This is a genomic window from Halomonas qinghailakensis, assembly GCF_025820815.1.
In the GTDB taxonomy this organism is placed as follows: Bacteria; Pseudomonadota; Gammaproteobacteria; order Pseudomonadales; family Halomonadaceae; genus Vreelandella; species Vreelandella qaidamensis.
Genome location: NZ_CP096973.1, coordinates 1,287,095 through 1,304,429, shown reverse-complemented (window position 1 = coordinate 1,304,429; position 17,335 = coordinate 1,287,095). Strand labels below are relative to the sequence as shown.

The window sequence follows — 17,335 nt, the reverse complement described above, 5'->3', positions numbered from 1 at the left end:
TATCGAAAACAGTATCGATAAACGGTATCGAGAAACGTAGCGAAAAAATGACCGCATGGTTCGCGGTAAGTTGCTGAGTGTAGCCGACCCCTTGAGGCTTGCAAAGCACTCGAATAGGGTTTGTAAAAGACGACTGCTTTAAACGCGGAAAGGGGAGGCTACAAGAGCCTCCCCTATAAAGCAGACAATCAGCGTCCATGCTGCTGTTTTTCTTCATGATGGCACATCGCCCTGAATACGCACCGCAGTCGGTAGGCGTAAGAACCAGTCTGATTCCGACCGCCTCGTATTCAAAACAATAATCCAACCGCGAACTTTTTCTCCCGGCGAATTGTTATTGGTTCCGGGGTGTACACACATGCTGCTATTATTTTTGTTTGAAAGCAGATTCTTTGTGTACGTCGCGTCCTTTTTGGGCACTTGCTGGCTGTTATTATTGTTCGCTGCGCTTATTCTTCTTAGCGCTAGCAAGGTATGAGACTCAAGCCTATTGTTTTTGTTTGTGCTGTTATCTCTACCTGGCCCTGTTGTTTTTGTTTTGGCTCAGGTTGGGGCGGTGTCGTATTGTTTTTGTTAGTGACGTCCGCGCTGCCCATTTTGTTCTTCTTACCCAGTAATAGTGCACTTGCTGTGCCACTCATTGTTTATTCTTTTATTTTCATAGACTTGAAATTTATTGCCCATGACAAGGAACTAATCACAGCCGATAGTGTTACCCATTTTTAACCGATTCTGAGTGCGTGTTGTGTGGGAAGGTAACAGTGTCTAACGTGAGAATTCTGGATATTTCTTATGCAAATCAATCTATTGGACGTTAGTCGTAGAGAGAGTTGGTAGAGTGGTTTATCAGCAAGCTGTGCCGCCGCCTAAGTGGGGCGGCGCGCGGTTTTTTTACGTGGAATGCCTAGGCGCTGGCGCCTCTCCCATAAATTTTTACGACTGATCCCTAATTTTTGGGCTAATTCGGTTTCACTCATTTGATCCTGATGCTCTAGCACAAAATGCTGAAAATAGTCCTCAAGGGAGAGGTCGTCGTCGTCACCGTTTGGCGCTGACGATTCATTGGCTAATGTGGAGCCGTTACCTGTAGAGGAGTGAGGTCGGTTGGTAACAGGACCAAGGCCTAGGTCATCTGGGTGAATTAAATGGCCTTCAGCGAGAATCACGCCTCTTTCTAACGCATTTTCAAGCTCGCGAACGTTACCTGGCCAAGGGTAATCGCGTAGATCTTGTCGGGAGGCTCGTGACAAGCGAAGACCTTGGCGGTCATGACGCTTGCAGGCTTTATCTAGTAGGATATCGGCTATCTTCAACACGTCTTCTTCACGGTCACGCAGTGGTGGCAGTTCTATCTGCATAACATTGAGACGGTAGTAGAGATCAAGCCGAAATTCTCCGCTTTTTGACAGTGCGCGCAAATCCCTGTGAGTGGCGGCAATCAATCGCACATCTACATGGCGTGTTTCTACGGAGCCAATTTTACGGATTTCGCCCTCTTGCAGCACTCGCAGTAGCCGCGCCTGGGCATCTAGCGGTAATTCACCAATTTCATCTAAAAACAGCGTGCCACCGTCGGCAGCTTCGACTAGCCCCGTTCGGGCAGCGCTAGCGCCAGTAAACGCTCCCTTCTCATGCCCAAACAGTTCTGACTCAATTAGCGTTTCAGGTATTGCCGCGCAGTTGACACAAATTAGCGGTGCTTTTGCGCGCTTGCTTTGCTGATGGATGGCACGAGCAACAAGTTCTTTACCTGTACCAGACTCTCCTTGAATTAGTACGGTAACGTCTGCGGGGGCGGTCTTACGAATGCGGGTATAAACCTGCTGCATAGCGGTGCAATCGCCAATCATGGTTTGGCGACCACCCCCTTCATCGGTGATGTCTGGCGGCGTGCCTTGTTGCATCGACTGTTTGTGTAGAATGCGTTCGACGGTTTCTAACAGCTCGGTGTGATCAAACGGCTTAGCAACATAGTCCACAGCCCCTTGCTTAAGAGCATCGACTGCTGAGCGCATGCTGGCATAGCTTGTCATAATGAGTACTGGCGCGGGTGCAGCGGCCTCAATTAGTGCGGTGCCAGGATCACCGGGCAGTCGCAAATCGCTAATCACTAGATCAAATTCGCTAGGAGCCAGCTCACGTGCCTCTTCTGCGCTGGCCGCTTCGCTGACGATATAGCGGTGACGTTCGAGTAGACGCTTTAACGCGCTGCGAATAATCGCTTCATCTTCAACAATCAGTATCCTGGGCATGAGGTAGGTGATCATCCTGTTGGTAAAGCGGTAGCCAAAGCGTAATGGCAGTGCCGCGAGGCTTTCCTGGAGGCGGTGACGCCACCTCTATTTTGCCTTGGTGCTCATTGATAATTTGATAGGCCAACGAGAGCCCAAGCCCAGTTCCTTGGCCCGCAGGCTTGGTCGTGGTGAACGGCTCAAAAAGGCGATGTTTCACGCTAGGGTCAATCCCGTGGCCACTATCGGTAACCCGCCACCACGCATGGCTTGCCTGTTTGCCTGCTTCAATATGAACCGTGCCCTGAGCGTCGCAAGCGTCTTTGGCGTTGCTCAGTAAGTTAACCATGACCTGGGTTAAACGCTGGGCATCGCCACGTACCACGATGTCATCCGGGCAAGCGTTGGTAAAGCTTACATCCTCTCCCGAGCGCGCTAAATGGATCAAGTGCAGCGCATCTGCACTAATGGTGGAAAGCGAGGCAGGAGAGGTTGGCAGCGGCAAGGTCTGTCGGCCACCATGGGCAAATCCAACCAGCGAGTTCACGATTTTGGTAACCCGCTGGGTTAACTGTTGAATTTGGTCGGCCGTTTCCAGCAGCGCAGGATTATCCGTGTCATAACGTAGATTTTGCGCCAGCGATGAAATTCCGGTAATGGGGTTGCCGATTTCATGCGCCACGCCCGCTGCAAGTTGTCCTATAGATGCCAAGCGCGCTGCGTGTACAAGCTCCTCTTCTAGCCACTTCATTTCCGTATGGTCTTCCACCAGAATCACGCTGCCGCCACGGCTGTCGTGGCCGCTTAACACCGCTTTATGCAGGGTGAGGAAGTAATCCTTGCCATGCAGCGATACCGCTTGTTTATACAGCGGTGTTTGACTGGCATTAAGCACGCTTCCCAGCAAATTAGGCCAGGGTGAAGGCAGGCTGTCGCGGCGTGAGCCAATCACGCTATCGCCGCTAATACCGGAAAGTAGCGATAGCGCCTGATTCCACATTAATAGTTCATCATCGTCGCCTAGCACGCACAAACCTACGGGCAGATAGGCAAGCGTTTGCCGGTGATGACGGCGCAAGCCATCCAACTCCCGAGCCAGTCCAGTGAGCCGCGAACGATAGGCTTCAAGGCGGCTTTCAACAAAATGAATATCGTCAGTGACGGGCGCATCGTCATGGCGATAGGGCAAGTAGCGATCAACAATATCCCTTGCGACAGAAGGCCCCATTAAACCAGATAAGTTCGCCTGAATCCGATCGCGCAGGCGGCGTAGGGCATAGGGGCGGCGCTCTTGGGGTGTTAGGTTTAGCGCTGTGAGTGCGCGGTCAACTTCGCGGCTGGCAGCCTCATCACCCAGCGCTTGGGCAAGATACGTGGAAAAATCTCCCGCTGTTGCTGCTTCCAGTGGTAGGCGTTTTGAACGAATGACGGCATCGACGGAGCACGCTTCCGCCGCAGAGCGCTCGCCTTCTGAAATGCGGGTAAATAGCGACACAATGATCAGCAGTAAAATATTAACTGCCAGAGAAACCAGCGTAACGTTGTACCAAAGTGGCGCGTTCACGGACATCAGCGGGGTTAGAGATAGTGAGAACGTGGGGATATCAAACAGTAGCGGCAGCCATAGACCCCACAGCCAAATGATGATGCCTCCCATTAGCCCAGCAACCATGCCCTTACGGTTCGCGCCGGGCCAGTACAGCAATGCCAGCATGCCGGGTAGGCATTGTGCCATGCCGACAAACGCAGCAAGCCCCAGGTTTGTCAGCGAGTGGTACCGGCCGACGCTTTCTGCAAATAGCCATCCGCCTGCAATCACAGCAACGACTAATCCGCGACGTAGCCATAATAGCCAGCCATATAAGTCGCTGCGTGCTTCCGGTGGGCGCGCCACAAGTACCACATGGTTGAGCACCATGCCCGAAAGAGCCAGTGCAATCATCATCATGGTGCCGCTGGCGGCGGCTAGGCCACCGATAAAGGCTAAGGCGCCCACCCACCAGTGTTCTGACATCAAAAAGGCAGCGTAGGCCGCGACGGGAATTGTCTCGTTTACCGATTGGGCGGCCCACCAGATTAAGGGTACTGGAAGCGCCATCAGCATGAGAAACAGCGGTAGTGTCCAGCTGGCTTGAAGTAGGGTGTGGCGAGACAGACTTTCTGCAAAGGTAATCTGAAACAAGTGCGGCATCATGAACGCGGCGGCAAAGAATAGTAGTAACAGCGTGCGCCACTGCGGGGCTTCGAGTTGGGGCGTTGCGGCTTGAACAGCGGCTCCTGGTCCTTCTAACCACTGCTGTAAACCGCTTGGCCCGTCAAACACCCACCAGAGAGCAATGGCACCTAGCCCTAGCATCGCCAGTAGTTTGATGATTGATTCAAACGCAATCACGCTGAGGAGTGTGTCGTGACGATGACGGTGGCTATGTCGCGCTCCAAATAGCACCGCGCAACCTGCAATCACGCCGCAGAATAACAGAGTGACCGCCGCGCTGTAGCGGCTACCGGTGAGTAAGAAGACGGCATCGCTTAAGGTCTGCACCTGTATTCCCAGCAGCGGCATCACCGCTAACAGGCTGATCAAGGTTACCAGGGTGCCCGCCCAGCGGGACCGGTAGCGAAATGCAAATAGATCCGCAAGCGAAGAGAGTTGGTAGGTGCGGGTGATGCGTTGTATGGGTACCAGTAGAACAGGGGCTAGCAAAAAAGCTCCGGCTGCGCCTAGGTAATACGCTAAATAACCAAACCCTGCTTTTGCCGCAAGTTCCACACTGCCATAAATTGCCCACGCGCTGGCGTATACGCCTAGTGCTAGGGTATACACAATAGGGTGGCGGGTAATGCGTACGGGCACCCAGCCACGCTCAACGGCCATGCCGCAGGCAAATAGTAAGGACAGATACCCTAAGCCCAGTAGCACAACCCCCAACAGCTCAACGCTCATCTAACTTCCTTTTTTGCTCAAGCCATAGCGTTAGCGCAATCAGACCGCCCCAAATAGCAAACGGGCGATACCAGGCAACGCTTGGATCTCCCCAGCCGTCCATCAACAACGGCGAAAGCAAATATCCGCCAAAAACTAAAAACAGCATAATCCGATAAACGTACATATTAAGACTCTAATTAATAACGGCGATGGGCGTTGGCAACGAGCCGTTCAACAGACCAATGTGCCATTGCCCAGCGTAGCTGCGTTTCTGGCGACTCTTGAGCCAGTGTGTCAGGTGGCGCTTGATCGAGTAGTTGCAGTGCTTTAAACAGCTGTTGGCGAATACCGGCAGGATCTTCGGCTAATGCAGGAGCCAGATTTTGTTTAGAGAGCTTTTGGCCATCGTGCGTAACCACGAGCGGTAAATGCAGGTAGCGAGGTATTGGTAAGCCAAGCGCTTCTTGTAGCTGGCCTTGCCATGGTGTGTTATCAAGCAGGTCATAGCCGCGCACTATGTCGGTAATGCCTTGATCTGCGTCATCCACGACGACAGCAAGCTGATAAGCCCACAGCTGATCTTTTCGTTTGAGTACAACATCACCCAAAGCGTTAGGGTCTAACTGTTGGAAACCAAAAAGCCGATCCTGCCAAGTAATTGGGCGCTTTGCCAGATCGCTGCGCAGTCGCCAAGCAACCGGCTTGGTAGGATCGCTTACCCCCTCATGGCACCACCCAGGATAAACGGAAAATGCCTGCCACTGTTTGCGCGAACAGCTGCATGGGTAAGCTAAGCCTTTGGCCACCAGTTCATCAAGCGCCTGCTGGTAAGCCTCATAACGGTTATGTTGCCAGCGAATTTCTTCATCCCAATGAAGCCCAAAGGCATTAAGCTGACGTAGAATTGTATCGCTAGCGCCAGGGGGGCAGCGTGGAGGATCACTATCCTCGATACGAACCAGCCACTGGCCGCCTGCAGCGCGGGCATCTAAGTAGCTGCCTAGAGCGGCAACGAGCGAGCCAAGATGAAGCGGCCCTGACGGTGTGGGAGCAAAGCGGCCCCGGTAGTGCGAGGTATGGGTCATGACAGCCCGAATTGGTTGTTCAATTAGCGCTAGCAGTTAACAATGATGATAGGTATAGAGATAAAGGCAAGATGACAAACAAAAACGGACACCTCAAGGGTGCCCGTTGGACGCTTTAGCTTGCAACAAACTAGCTTGTAATAAACTAGCAGCTTGTAGCGTATTAGCGTCGATGGTTAGCCACCGAGCTGTTTTTCTTTTAGCTCTGCCAACGTTTTGCAGTCAACGCATAGCGTTGCTGTGGGCCGGGCTTCAAGACGGCGAATACCGATTTCAACGCCACAGGCTTCACAGAAACCGTAGTCGTCTTCATCGATTTTTTCGATGGTTTCGTTGATCTTTTTTAACAACTTGCGTTCGCGATCCCGAGTACGCAGCTCCAGGCTGAAGCCCTCTTCTTGAGTCGCGCGGTCAGCGGGGTCGGCGTAGTTGTTAGCGTCTTCTTGCAGGTGGCGTACGGTACGATCCACCTCTTCCATGAGATCCTGTTTCCAGTCTAGAAGGAGCTGGCGGAAGTGCGCGAGCTGCTTCTCGTTCATATACTCTTCGCCCGGTGCTGGCTCATACGGGGTGAAGGACTTGGACGCTTCCGGTTTCTTTTCCGCTACTGGCATGGGAGTGCCCCTTACGTATGTGACTGCTGATCGACCATGAGCGTGTGCCACGATCGCACGCCAAAGGGATGCTTGTTTAGCTGAAAACTGCGCGCGATGCAAGCATAATAGTGCATTTTCGACCATGGTCTCGCCTCTTGTGCGGCCTGCGTCATGTTTTTTCTACTGTTAAGTGAAGGAACCGTTATGGGTTGGAATTCACGTGTGAATCACGTTGCGCCTTTTCGTGTGATGCATTTATTAGAAATGGCCCAGGCCCGAGAGGCTGAAGGCCACGATGTAATTCACCTGGAGGTTGGTGAGCCTGATTTTTCGACGCCAGCACCGATTGTCGAGGCGGGCCAACAAGCGTTGGCCTCTGGGAAAACCCGTTATACACCAGCGGCAGGGCTAGCGTCGCTGCGGGAAGCCATTGCAGGCCATTACGCCGAGCATTTTAATGCCCATGTTGATCCCGCACGTATTCTGGTAACTCCAGGGGCCTCTGGTGCGCTGCTGCTGGCTAGTCAATTACTGGTCGAAACAGGTGACCGCGTGTTGATGGCTGACCCTAACTATCCGTGCAATCGTCACTTTATGGCCCTAGCCGGCGCAGATATTGATGCTATTCCCGTGGGACGCCAAAGTGGTTGGCAGTTAACGGCGCCGCTGATTGAACAGCACTGGCAAGCTAAAACGTGCTTAGCCATGCTGGCCTCTCCGTCTAATCCGACGGGACACACGTTAGGCGCTGAGGCCTTAACCGCAGTATTTAACACCGTTGCTGCGAAAGGCGGTGAGGTGATTGTTGATGAGATTTATCAAGGCCTAAATTATGATGATGCGCCGCTATCGGCGACATCACTGTCTGACCAAGCCTTTGTGGTTAACAGCTTCTCAAAATATTTCGGTATGACGGGCTGGCGCTTGGGGTGGTTGGTGGCACCTGAACATGCTGTCGAGCCGCTTACCAGACTGGCGCAAAACGTCTTTCTTGCCGCGCCTACGCCTTCCCAGCATGCGGCGTTAGCTGCCTTTACTCCCCTGTGTCGAGACATTCTTGAAGCGCGCAGAGCAACGCTCAAGCAGCGACGCCAAGTGTTGTTGGATGGGCTAGCGCGGCTGGGGCTTGCGCCAGATATGCCGCCCCAAGGGGCATTTTATCTGTGGTTGGATATTTCCCATTATAGCCGTGACAGCCAAGCGTTCTGTGAACGACTGCTGGTAGAGGAGAACGTGGCGATTACCCCAGGCATTGATTTTGCGGTAGAGGGTGGTGAGCACCATGTACGCATCGCCTTTACTAACAGCGTTGAACGCTTGCAAGAAGCCGTAGAACGCATAGGTCGTTTCGTGAGCCGACTATGACGACTTATCCTGAGTTGGTGCCAGGAGTGCTGTTGCGTCGTTACAAGCGCTTTCTAGCCGATGTGCAGCTGGAGAGTAGAGAGGAAGTGGTTGCCCACTGCCCCAATACCGGATCGATGAAGGCGGTGAATGTGCCTGGTTGTCGAGTGTGGCTGTCGCCGAGTGATAACCCCAAACGCAAGCTGGTTTGGACCTGGGAATGGATTGAGTTGCCGCAGCCAGATGGCTCCCTAGCCCTGGCTTCTGTTCACACCGGTCGCGCCAACCGCATCGTGGAAGAAGCAATTTTAGTCGGTGACATTACCCCCTTGGCAGGCTATCAAACGCTTAAACGGGAAGTGAAGGTTAGTGATGCACGGCTTGATTTCCGGCTGAGCGATCCTGATAAGGGCGAGGCTTTTATTGAAGTTAAGCAGGTCACCCTTAAAGAAGCCGATGGTCATGGTTATTTCCCTGACTCGGTCAGCGTGAGGGGCACTAAGCATTTGCATACATTAACTGCGCTTGCCGAGCAGGGTAAAAGGGCCGTTCTGCTATTTTGTGTTGCCCATGAAGGCATTCACGATGTAGCTCCAGCGGCCCACATTGATCCCATCTATGCGGTAGCGCTAGCTGAAGCGGTAGACGCTGGGGTGGAGGTGCTAGCTTACGGTGTTACGCTGGATTGGAAAGCAGGAGTGCCGGTAGCGGTGCGCCTAGCGCGGCCGCTACCGATGCGAATTTAACGCTCAATATAAAAACGCTGAATAAAGCTGACCCGTTCAGGGCTGGCATTGCGGTCGTAGCGAACGTCCAAGTTAAATCGCATGGGTTCATCGTGACGAAGAGCAAAAGTGGCTAAATGATACGTGGCATCGCCGTCGTGTACCGTGCGAAAGCTTAGCGATTCTTGGGCATCGGCAAGACCTGTCACATGCCCTTGCACGCTGGCATTAACGGCGCGGGTGCCACCATCCTCTTGGCGCTCGCGTACGCTCACATTAACCAGCCCGTGTCCTGCGCTGCGCTGAATGCCGTGCGCTTGGGCAACTTCTGGGGTAAGAAAACTAGTGGCCACGGCGCTGTAATGGATTTCGTAGTCACCTATCCGTGTTAGCTGCTCGGCTGCCGTATGGGCGGCGAGGAGCAGCGAGAAAAGCATTGTGACAAGTAAGGTAGTGCTGCGTAACACTTGATAAACCATGGCAGGCTTCCTCTGTTAGATAGCGTTAGCGGGACGACGTAGGCTAAATTAGCGGCGGCGCACCCTAAAAATGGCAATCTCACCGAACAGGTTAGGCCACCACTTTGATGTCCAGTGTCCTTTGTGATCACCAACCCCTACCGCGCGGTCAACAATCACTAATCCTTTTTCACGGCACAGATGCTCGAAATCGTTAAAGGTGGAGAGGTGGATGTTGGGCGTGTCATACCAAGCATGAGGCAGAGATTTAGAGACCGGCATATAGCCACGTAGGCCAAGATGAATGCGGTGGCGCCAATAAGCAAAATTAGGAAAAGTGATAATGCCTTCTTCTGCAACGCGCAGCATTTCATCGAGCATTTTATCCGGACGACGTAGCGCCTGAAGCGCTTGCGTCATAATGACTTGATCATAGCTGTTGTCGCAGAAACTACCCAGGCCATCATCGAGGTTATGCTCAATAACGTTCACGCCCCTGGCGACACACTGTGTAATGCCGTCGGGGTCGATCTCTAAACCGTAGCCAGTAACACTTTTTTCCTGAGCTAAACGTTCAAGTAGGGCACCATCGCCGCAGGCTAGATCCAGCACGTGTGCGCCCTGTGGCACCCAGTCGTAAATCAGTTCAAGATCTGCGCGCATTACACTCTCTCCTCCCCAGCTGTTTCGACGATATTCAGCTCTCGGGCTACGCGACTCATAAAAGCGCTGAACAGGGCGTGGTAGCGCGGTTCGGGTAGTAAGAACGCATCATGTCCGTGAGGTGAGTCAATATTGGCATAGCTAACGGGCTTGCCTGCGCGGGTAAGTGCATCGACGAGTTCTCGAGAGCGAGAAGGCGGGAAACGCCAGTCAGTGGTGAAGCTAACCACCAGAAAGGGACACTGCGCCGGTGCTAGCGCGTTGGCTAAGTCGCCTGCCTGAGTAGCTGCGGGGTCAAAGTAGTCAAGGGCTTTCGTCATCAACAGATAGGTGTTTGCGTCAAAGGCGGTAGAGAACGTATCGCCCTGATAGCGTAAGTACGACTCCACCTGAAACTCGACATCAAACCCAAAGTTTAGATCGTTGCTGCGTAAGTCTCGGCCAAATTTACTGCCCATGGCATCTTCAGAGAGATAGGTAATGTGGCCCACCATACGGGCTAGTTTCAAGCCGCGTTTGGGAACCGTGTCGTGCTCTGCATACCAACCGTCGAAGAACTCTGGGTCAGAACGAATTGCCTGACGAGCCACTTCATTAAAGGCAATATTTTGCGCGGAAAGCCGGGGGGTGGCGGCAATCACTACTGCATTGGCCACACGCTCAGGATAAGTCATTGTCCACTGAAGCACCTGCATGCCCCCCAGGCTACCGCCCACTGCTGCAGCCCAGCGCTCAATACCCAAACGGTCGGCTAAGCGAGCTTGGCTGGCTACCCAGTCACTGACGGTGACCATAGGGAAATCTGGTCCCCACTGGCGCCCTGTTTCAGGGTTGTGGCTAACGGGACCTGTGCTGCCATGGCAGCCCCCCAGGTTGTTTAACGACACAACAAAGAAACGATTGGTATCGATCGATTTTCCGGGGCCGATATGGGCATCCCACCAGCCTGGCTTGCGGTCTTCGGCTCCATGGTAACCCGCTGCATGGTGGTGCCCTGATAACGCATGGCAAATCAATACAGCGTTACTGCGCGCTGCGTTAAGTGTGCCGTAGGTTTCGTAGATAAGTTCGTACTCAGGCAGCACTTTGCCACAGGCAAGCGGAAGCGGCGTATCAAATTTCGCTACATGGGGTGTGACGAGACCGACGGAGTCCGTCGGCCGGTCTGCAAAAGCGAGAGTGTCTGAATCAGGCATCGAAAGCGCTAGTCCTGCAAAAAATAAATCCTGCTAAAAGGAACCCAAGGGGGAGGGTGCGCGGTTAAAGTCCAACCAACGCGCCAGAGATGCCGGCAGCGCGTATCAATGCCCCCACCACTAAGCCATCCACTAAGTTAATCGCAATAAACACCACGATGGGTGATAAGTCGATCATGCCCAATGGCGGAATAACTTTCCGAACAGGTGCCATAATGGGTTCGACTAACTGCATCACCAACAGTGCACCTGGGTGACTAGCATTCGGCGCTACCCAGCTCAAAATGATCATCACAATCATGGCAAAGAAATAGATCTTTAATATGGCATTGGCTAGCGCAGCAATGCCCGCGATCAGCAAGCCAGGAATAGGCGGCATACCAACGCCAATCACCATAAAAATGGCCACCATACTAACCACTTTCAGCACAAAGCCAGCGGCTAGCGTGGCAAGGTCAAAGCGACCAGCCACAGGACCCAAGAAGCCTTGAAACAGCCCCACGACAGGCTGGGTGATTTTAACCACTGATTGGCTAAGCGGGTTGTAATAATCGGCCCGCGATGCCTGCAGCAAAAAGCGCAGCATCAGTAAGAATAAGTAAATATTAATTAACGAGTTAACGAGCATTAACCCGGCACTGCCCACTTGACTACCCATTGCTGCCTCTCCGTTGCAAAGTTGCGTATTTAGTTGGCGCTCAGTTCCTTGGACATGGCGTCTGCGCGTTGGGCACAGGCTTGCATAGCGTCGGCGATGGTAGCGCGTAGCTGTGCATCTTCCATATGCTGAATTGCTCGTTCTGTTGTGCCACCGGGCGACATAACATTTTGTTTAAGTGTGGCTGGGTCTTTATCGCTGCGCTGGGCCATGGTAGCGGCGCCTAGCGCCGTTTGAATAGCTAGACGTCGCGCCGTGGCAGCAGGCAGGCCAAGTTTGACAGCGGCTTCTTCCATCGCCTCAAACATTAAAAAGAAATAAGCCGGCGCGCTGCCTGAAACGGCCGTAACGGCGTCAAGCAGGCGCTCTTCTTCGACCCACTCAACAATGCCAACGGCTTCCATAAGCTGTGTTGCTAGCGCGCGCTGTTCCTCACTCACCGCGCTATTAGCATATAAGCCGCTAGCACCGATGCCGACTAATGAGGGGGTGTTGGGCATGCAGCGAACCAGCGCGTTCTGGCCGCCTAGCCACTGATCAATGGTGGCTGCATCTAAACCTGCGGCAATGGAAATAATCAGTGGCGCTTGTTGTTGCACACTATCGCGCATTGCTTCACATACACCGCGCATAATCTGTGGTTTTACCGCAAGTACTACCACGTCAGCGTTTGCAATGGCTGCGTTGTTATCGGTATTAGTGTTAATTCCTAAACGCGCTTTAAGGGGCGCTAACTCACTTTCGCTAGGGGCGGTGGCCGTGATGTCGCTAGGAGACACACCACTATCGATGAGGCCGCCGATAATGGCGCTGGCCATGTTGCCTGCGCCAATGAAGGTAATCTTGCTCGCCATGTGGGTATCCTTTTTTCGCAAAAAAGCTGCATTGGGCAGCATGGGGTGTCAGTCGTGGTAACGCTCTTTCAAGCACGCTACTGAGCAATACGCTGTGTGCTACGTGCGCCAAAGATCGCGGTTCCCAAACGTACCAGCGTTGCGCCTTCTAAAACAGCGGCTTCTAGGTCGTCGCTCATCCCCATTGATAGCGTATCCAAGGGGGCGTTAGGTAGTGCTGCCTGAAGGTCTTTCAAAAGTTGGCGCAATGCTGCAAGTGGTACCCGCTGCTCTTCAAGGCTTTTGGCTGGAGCAGGTATTGCCATGAGCCCACGCAGTTTAATATGTGGCAGGGTGGCTACTTCGCTTGCAAGAGACATGACTTCATCAGGCATTACACCCGATTTCGAGTCCTCGCGGCTAATATTGACTTGCAAGCAAATATTGAGCGGAGGTAAATGCTTCGGGCGTTGTTCACTAAGCCGTTTGGCGATTTTTAAGCGGTCAACGCTATGCACCCAGGCGAAGTTCTCTGCCACTGCGCGTGTTTTGTTGGACTGTAGTGGACCAATAAAATGCCACACAATAGCCTCTAAATCAGCCAGCTCAGCTTGTTTTTCAAGTGCTTCTTGTAAATAGTTTTCGCCGAATTCACGTTGCCCATGCTGCCAGGCTTGGCGAATCATGGCGGCGGGCTTTGTTTTACTAACGGCTAGCAGCGTTGCACTATTGAGGGGGCGTTCAGCCATTTTTAATGCGTTATTCAGGCGTTCGCGTGCCTGGTCGAGTGACGTGGGAAGCGCATTGTCTGTCATACTCAAGCACCTTACCGCTGCTGGGAAAAGAGAGATGGATATTACCGAACTGCTAGCATTCTCGGCAAAGCAGAATGCATCTGACCTGCACCTTTCTGCCGGTCTTCCTCCTATGATACGTGTTGATGGCGATATTCGTCGGCTTAATGTACCCGCGATGGACAATAGTGACGTTTGCCGCCTGATTTTTGACATTATGAATGAGCAGCAGCGTCGAGACTATGAAGAGCATTTAGAAGCCGATTTTTCATTTGAAGTATCCGGGGTTGCTCGGTTCCGTGTTAATGCATTTCATCAAGCTAGGGGGGCTGGCGCGGTGTTTCGTACTATTCCTAATGACGTGCTTTCAATGCGCAATTTGGGAATGGGAGACGTGTTCGAGCGACTGGCCATGCTGCCAAGGGGGTTAGTGTTGGTGACTGGGCCGACGGGCTCAGGCAAAAGCACCACACTGGCGGCCATGATTGATTATATTAACGACCACCGGTTTGAGCATATTTTAACCATCGAAGACCCTGTCGAGTTTGTGCATACCAGCAAGCGCTGTTTAATCAATCAGCGTGAAGTGCATCGGGATACGCGCAGCTTCACTGCTGCATTGCGCGGTGCGTTGCGTGAAGATCCGGATGTTATTTTGGTTGGCGAACTAAGGGATCTAGAAACTATTCGTCTGGCGCTGACGGCTGCTGAAACCGGCCACTTGGTGTTTGGTACGCTGCATACAACATCTGCGGCGAAAACGATTGACCGCATTGTCGATGTGTTTCCCGGCGAAGAGAAATCGATGGTGCGCTCAATGTTGTCTGAGTCGCTGCAGGCGGTAATCTCCCAGACATTATTAAAACGCCAGGGTGGCGGGCGTATCGCTGCGCATGAAATATTAATTGCCACTGCTGCAGTACGAAACTTAATCCGTGAAGATAAAGTGGCTCAAATTTACTCTGCTATTCAGACCGGAGGCAATCTTGGCATGCAAACGTTAAATGCATCGCTTGCGAAGCTTGTTAAAGAGGGTGTGGTGAGTATGGAAGATGCGCAAGCGCAGGCCAAAGGCACACTCGCGTTAAGCGATGACTAACATGCGTGTGCCATGTTGGGTAATGCTGACCCAGGTTAAGAGGCGTAAATGCCACCCAAAACCCGCGGACCGTTGGCGCCGGTGACGGAAGGTAAATTGCCGGGCAGGCCGTGTAAACGTTGATGGGCTAGCCAGGCAAAAGCACCTGCCTCGATCCAGTCTTCGGGCCATCCAAAGTCGGCAGAAGACTTAAACACCGCGTTAGGCAGCTGAGTTGCAAGTCTTGCCATTAAATACGTGTTGTGAGCACCGCCGCCGCAAGCCATTAATGTGATGTCATTGTGGCTTAACGGCAGTTGCTGGATTCCCTGGGTAACGCTTATCGCGGTTAGCTCTGCCAACGTTGCTTGTACGTCGTTAGCCATTTCATGGCCCGTTAACTGTTTTTCTAGCCACGCCAAGTGGAAAAGCTCCCTCCCGGTACTGCGCGGTGGCAATTGTTGAAAAAATGGCTCGCTAAGCAGGCGATTTAATAGCGCTTGGTCAACCTGTCCGCTAGCCGCCCATGCGCCATCGTGATCAAAACGTCCGTTGTGATGCTTTGCAAACCAGGTATCCAGCAGCACATTGGCAGGCCCTGTATCAAAACCAATCACAGAAATGTGGATGTCGCTGGGTAGCCACGTCAGATTGGCAAAGCCCCCTAGGTTTAAAACAAGCTGCTCACCTTCTTGGCGACCAAACAGAGCTTGATGGAAGGCTGGTGCTAACGGTGCGGCTTGTCCGCCTGCGGCTAAGTCTCGTCGGCGAAAGTCAGCCACCACGGTGCAGCCGGTTAACTCGGCCAGCAGGCTAGGGTTATCAAGCTGCAGCGTATAGGCGGGGCCACCATGATGGCCACTTGGAGCATGTTCGATAGTCTGACCGTGGCTACCGATGGCGTGAATGTGTTCAGCGGTGATGCCCTCTCGGTCCAACAGTGCTTTTACGGCGTCAGCTTGTAGCCTGCAAAATGCGCTTTCAGCTTGTGCAAGCTCTGCAAAGCTCACCCGCTCAGCATGGCACAGGGTTAATAATAGGTGATGGAGCGGCGGTGGCATTGGTGCCGCATGTGTAGCAATAAGCACAGGAGGTGAATCAGGCCCTATCGCAACCAGTGCGGCATCGACACCATCCAGGCTAGTGCCCGACATTAAGCCAATATAGTACGACGGCAGTGCAGTGGGGGGCATTTTCATAAAGCGGTTCATCCAAAACGTAGTGAAGGCTCAACCAGCGCGATAGGTCATGGTAACATCGCCTATTACTCAATAACTGACGCCTATAACGGCTATATATTACATGGAGAGAGGCAATGAGTGAGGTGGATCAGGCGTTAGCGCTACTGTCGCGAGGTACGCATGAAATCCTGGTAGAGGATGAGCTAAAGAAAAAGCTGGCGTCTGGCCGTAAGCTACGTATTAAAGCAGGGTTTGATCCGACAGCCCCTGATTTGCACCTGGGCCACAGTGTACTACTGACAAAAATGCGTCAGTTCCAGGATCTCGGCCACACGGTTATTTTTCTGATCGGCGATTTCACCGGACGTATAGGTGACCCCACGGGAAAGAACGTCACGCGCAAACCGCTCACCGAAGCTGATGTAAAGGCTAATGCCGAGACCTATAAAGAGCAGGTATTTAAAATCCTTGATCCCGAAAAGACTGAGGTGCGCTTTAACGCTGAATGGTTTGGTGAGCTAAGCGCCGCCAAAATGATTGAGCTAGCGGCGCAAAGCACGGTGGCACGGATGTTGGAACGTGATGACTTTGAAAAACGCTATAAGGCGAATCAATCAATCGCGATTCACGAGTTTCTCTACCCGCTCGTCCAAGGCTACGACTCTGTCGCGCTTGAAGCAGATGTTGAGCTTGGCGGCACCGATCAGAAATTTAACCTGCTGATGGGCCGGGAAATTCAAAAGCACTTCGGGCAAGAGCCTCAGGTTGTGATTACCATGCCGTTGCTCGAAGGGTTGGACGGCGTACAGAAGATGTCCAAGTCGTTGGGTAACTATGTAGGTGTCGATGAAGCGCCTGGCTCTATGTTCAATAAATTAGTATCGATGCCCGATAGTTTAATGTGGCGCTACTTTGAGCTGCTTTCTTTGAAATCCAACGAAGAGATTGAGGCACTCAAGCAAGGCGTAGAACAAGGGGCTAACCCGCGTGACGTGAAAATGGAGCTAGCCCGTGAGCTTATCGCTCGTTATCACGGAGAGGAAGCGGCCGCTAATGCGCACAAGTCAGCGGGTAATCAGTTAGCGGAAGGCGAGTTGCCGGAAGACCTGCCTGAAGTAGAGGTGGATTTTGAAGGCAATGAGCAGGCGCCTATCGCGGCAGTACTCAACCGCTCTGGCCTTACCAAGAACAGTGCCCAAGCCAAAGATATGTTGAAAAACGGTAGTGTGAAAGTAGATGGGGATGTTGTTGCCCAAGACACGATGCTGGCGACGGGTAGCGCCTACGTTATCCAGGCAGGTAAGAAACGTTATGCTCGTGTGACGCTTACCTAACGTTTTCGATAACTTTCTCAAAAAACCACTTGCCAAGACGGCAGCGAATCCGTAAAGTACGCATCCGCTGCCGGGGACGCACAGCGTTACCAGCGGTGATAGAAGGTGAAAACCTTCGGTTTGTCAGGAAGTTAGCGCAATAAAAGAGAAGGCATCGTTATCTCGCTTTCTTAACCCGCCCGCTTCACTCACTGAAAACAGTGATTGACAAACACCAGGAAATGCGTAGAATA

16 protein-coding genes are annotated in these 17,335 nt (G+C 52.7%); 4 read left to right on the top strand and 12 right to left on the bottom strand.

Going from position 1 to position 17,335, the window contains the following annotated elements; genetic code table 11:
• Positions 1 to 866: 866 nt before the first annotated feature.
• The 5 genes from M0220_RS06080 to dksA form a co-directional block, all read right to left on the bottom strand.
• Positions 867 to 2,252, bottom strand: coding sequence for a sigma-54-dependent transcriptional regulator (locus M0220_RS06080; RefSeq protein ID WP_030074103.1), 1,386 nt, complete (start codon positions 2,250 to 2,252; stop codon positions 867 to 869).
• Positions 2,230 to 5,175 (bottom strand): ATP-binding protein, encoded by a 2,946-nt coding sequence (locus M0220_RS06075; protein WP_264018949.1) that lies wholly within the window; start codon positions 5,173 to 5,175, stop codon positions 2,230 to 2,232. Before M0220_RS06075 ends, M0220_RS06080 begins: the two co-directional genes overlap by 23 nt.
• Positions 5,165 to 5,341 (bottom strand): hypothetical protein, encoded by a 177-nt coding sequence (locus tag M0220_RS06070; RefSeq protein ID WP_030074101.1) that lies wholly within the window; start codon positions 5,339 to 5,341, stop codon positions 5,165 to 5,167. The genes M0220_RS06075 and M0220_RS06070 overlap by 11 nt, the downstream gene beginning before the upstream one ends.
• Positions 5,342 to 5,354: 13 nt before the next feature.
• Positions 5,355 to 6,242, bottom strand: coding sequence for a tRNA glutamyl-Q(34) synthetase GluQRS (gene gluQRS / locus M0220_RS06065; protein ID WP_264018947.1), 888 nt, complete (start codon positions 6,240 to 6,242; stop codon positions 5,355 to 5,357).
• 176 nt (positions 6,243 to 6,418) lie between these two features.
• Positions 6,419 to 6,856: an RNA polymerase-binding protein DksA gene (dksA, locus tag M0220_RS06060; RefSeq protein ID WP_009723720.1), complete on the bottom strand. Its 438-nt coding sequence runs from the start codon at positions 6,854 to 6,856 to the stop codon at positions 6,419 to 6,421.
• Between the two features lie 186 nt (positions 6,857 to 7,042).
• Here dksA and M0220_RS06055 point away from each other — a divergent pair, with 186 nt between their 5' ends.
• On the top strand, positions 7,043 to 8,203 hold the full coding sequence (locus tag M0220_RS06055) for an aminotransferase class I/II-fold pyridoxal phosphate-dependent enzyme (RefSeq protein WP_030074099.1): 1,161 nt from the start codon (positions 7,043 to 7,045) through the stop codon (positions 8,201 to 8,203).
• Positions 8,200 to 8,928, top strand: a complete 729-nt coding sequence (gene sfsA, locus M0220_RS06050; protein ID WP_264018946.1) for a DNA/RNA nuclease SfsA — start codon at positions 8,200 to 8,202, stop codon at positions 8,926 to 8,928. The genes M0220_RS06055 and sfsA overlap by 4 nt, the downstream gene beginning before the upstream one ends.
• Here the strand turns inward: sfsA and M0220_RS06045 are convergent.
• The 6 genes from M0220_RS06045 to M0220_RS06020 form a co-directional block, all read right to left on the bottom strand.
• Positions 8,925 to 9,386 carry a DUF4426 domain-containing protein gene (locus M0220_RS06045; protein ID WP_030074097.1) on the bottom strand — a complete coding sequence of 154 codons (462 nt, stop codon included), beginning with the start codon at positions 9,384 to 9,386 and terminating at the stop codon, positions 8,925 to 8,927. The genes sfsA and M0220_RS06045 overlap by 4 nt on opposite strands.
• A 48-nt stretch (positions 9,387 to 9,434) precedes the next feature.
• Positions 9,435 to 10,028, bottom strand: a complete 594-nt coding sequence (gene metW / locus M0220_RS06040) for a methionine biosynthesis protein MetW (RefSeq protein ID WP_030074096.1) — start codon at positions 10,026 to 10,028, stop codon at positions 9,435 to 9,437.
• Complete coding sequence (metX, locus tag M0220_RS06035; protein WP_030074095.1) at positions 10,028 to 11,224, bottom strand: homoserine O-succinyltransferase MetX; 1,197 nt, start codon at positions 11,222 to 11,224, stop codon at positions 10,028 to 10,030. Before metX ends, metW begins: the two co-directional genes overlap by 1 nt.
• Positions 11,225 to 11,288: 64 nt before the next feature.
• On the bottom strand, positions 11,289 to 11,882 hold the full coding sequence (locus tag M0220_RS06030; protein ID WP_009723714.1) for a YggT family protein: 594 nt from the start codon (positions 11,880 to 11,882) through the stop codon (positions 11,289 to 11,291).
• A 29-nt stretch (positions 11,883 to 11,911) separates the two neighbouring features.
• Entirely contained in the window at positions 11,912 to 12,736 is an 825-nt protein-coding gene (proC, locus tag M0220_RS06025) for a pyrroline-5-carboxylate reductase (protein ID WP_030074094.1), read from the bottom strand.
• Positions 12,737 to 12,813: 77 nt separating this feature from the next.
• Entirely contained in the window at positions 12,814 to 13,530 is a 717-nt protein-coding gene (locus M0220_RS06020; RefSeq protein ID WP_264018945.1) for a YggS family pyridoxal phosphate-dependent enzyme, read from the bottom strand.
• A 34-nt stretch (positions 13,531 to 13,564) separates the two neighbouring features.
• On the opposite strand from M0220_RS06020, the gene M0220_RS06015 reads away from it, so the two are divergent.
• Positions 13,565 to 14,608 carry a type IV pilus twitching motility protein PilT gene (locus M0220_RS06015; RefSeq protein ID WP_264018944.1) on the top strand — a complete coding sequence of 348 codons (1,044 nt, stop codon included), beginning with the start codon at positions 13,565 to 13,567 and terminating at the stop codon, positions 14,606 to 14,608.
• 35 nt (positions 14,609 to 14,643) lie between these two features.
• On the opposite strand, the gene M0220_RS06010 is transcribed toward M0220_RS06015, so the two are convergent.
• Positions 14,644 to 15,786 (bottom strand): anhydro-N-acetylmuramic acid kinase, encoded by a 1,143-nt coding sequence (locus tag M0220_RS06010; protein ID WP_030074091.1) that lies wholly within the window; start codon positions 15,784 to 15,786, stop codon positions 14,644 to 14,646.
• A 116-nt stretch (positions 15,787 to 15,902) separates the two neighbouring features.
• Between M0220_RS06010 and tyrS the strand changes: the two genes are divergently transcribed.
• Positions 15,903 to 17,102, top strand: a complete 1,200-nt coding sequence (gene tyrS / locus M0220_RS06005) for a tyrosine--tRNA ligase (RefSeq protein WP_030074089.1) — start codon at positions 15,903 to 15,905, stop codon at positions 17,100 to 17,102.
• Positions 17,103 to 17,335: the final 233 nt, after the last annotated feature.

Bases quoted from the DNA above. Each gene is read 5' to 3' on its own strand.
- M0220_RS06045 (WP_030074097.1), bottom strand. From the start codon at position 9,386: ATGGTTTATCAAGTGTTACGCAGCACTACCTTACTTGTCACAATGCTT.
- M0220_RS06080 (WP_030074103.1), bottom strand. From the start codon at position 2,252: ATGCCCAGGATACTGATTGTTGAAGATGAAGCGATTATTCGCAGCGCG.
- metW (WP_030074096.1), bottom strand. From the start codon at position 10,028: ATGCGCGCAGATCTTGAACTGATTTACGACTGGGTGCCACAGGGCGCA.
- M0220_RS06010 (WP_030074091.1), bottom strand. From the start codon at position 15,786: ATGAAAATGCCCCCCACTGCACTGCCGTCGTACTATATTGGCTTAATG.
- M0220_RS06020 (WP_264018945.1), bottom strand. From the start codon at position 13,530: ATGACAGACAATGCGCTTCCCACGTCACTCGACCAGGCACGCGAACGC.
- M0220_RS06075 (WP_264018949.1), bottom strand. From the start codon at position 5,175: ATGAGCGTTGAGCTGTTGGGGGTTGTGCTACTGGGCTTAGGGTATCTG.
- dksA (WP_009723720.1), bottom strand. From the start codon at position 6,856: ATGCCAGTAGCGGAAAAGAAACCGGAAGCGTCCAAGTCCTTCACCCCG.
- M0220_RS06055 (WP_030074099.1), top strand. From the start codon at position 7,043: ATGGGTTGGAATTCACGTGTGAATCACGTTGCGCCTTTTCGTGTGATG.
- proC (WP_030074094.1), bottom strand. From the start codon at position 12,736: ATGGCGAGCAAGATTACCTTCATTGGCGCAGGCAACATGGCCAGCGCC.
- sfsA (WP_264018946.1), top strand. From the start codon at position 8,200: ATGACGACTTATCCTGAGTTGGTGCCAGGAGTGCTGTTGCGTCGTTAC.
- gluQRS (WP_264018947.1), bottom strand. From the start codon at position 6,242: ATGACCCATACCTCGCACTACCGGGGCCGCTTTGCTCCCACACCGTCA.
- tyrS (WP_030074089.1), top strand. From the start codon at position 15,903: ATGAGTGAGGTGGATCAGGCGTTAGCGCTACTGTCGCGAGGTACGCAT.
- M0220_RS06070 (WP_030074101.1), bottom strand. From the start codon at position 5,341: ATGTACGTTTATCGGATTATGCTGTTTTTAGTTTTTGGCGGATATTTG.
- metX (WP_030074095.1), bottom strand. From the start codon at position 11,224: ATGCCTGATTCAGACACTCTCGCTTTTGCAGACCGGCCGACGGACTCC.
- M0220_RS06015 (WP_264018944.1), top strand. From the start codon at position 13,565: ATGGATATTACCGAACTGCTAGCATTCTCGGCAAAGCAGAATGCATCT.
- M0220_RS06030 (WP_009723714.1), bottom strand. From the start codon at position 11,882: ATGGGTAGTCAAGTGGGCAGTGCCGGGTTAATGCTCGTTAACTCGTTA.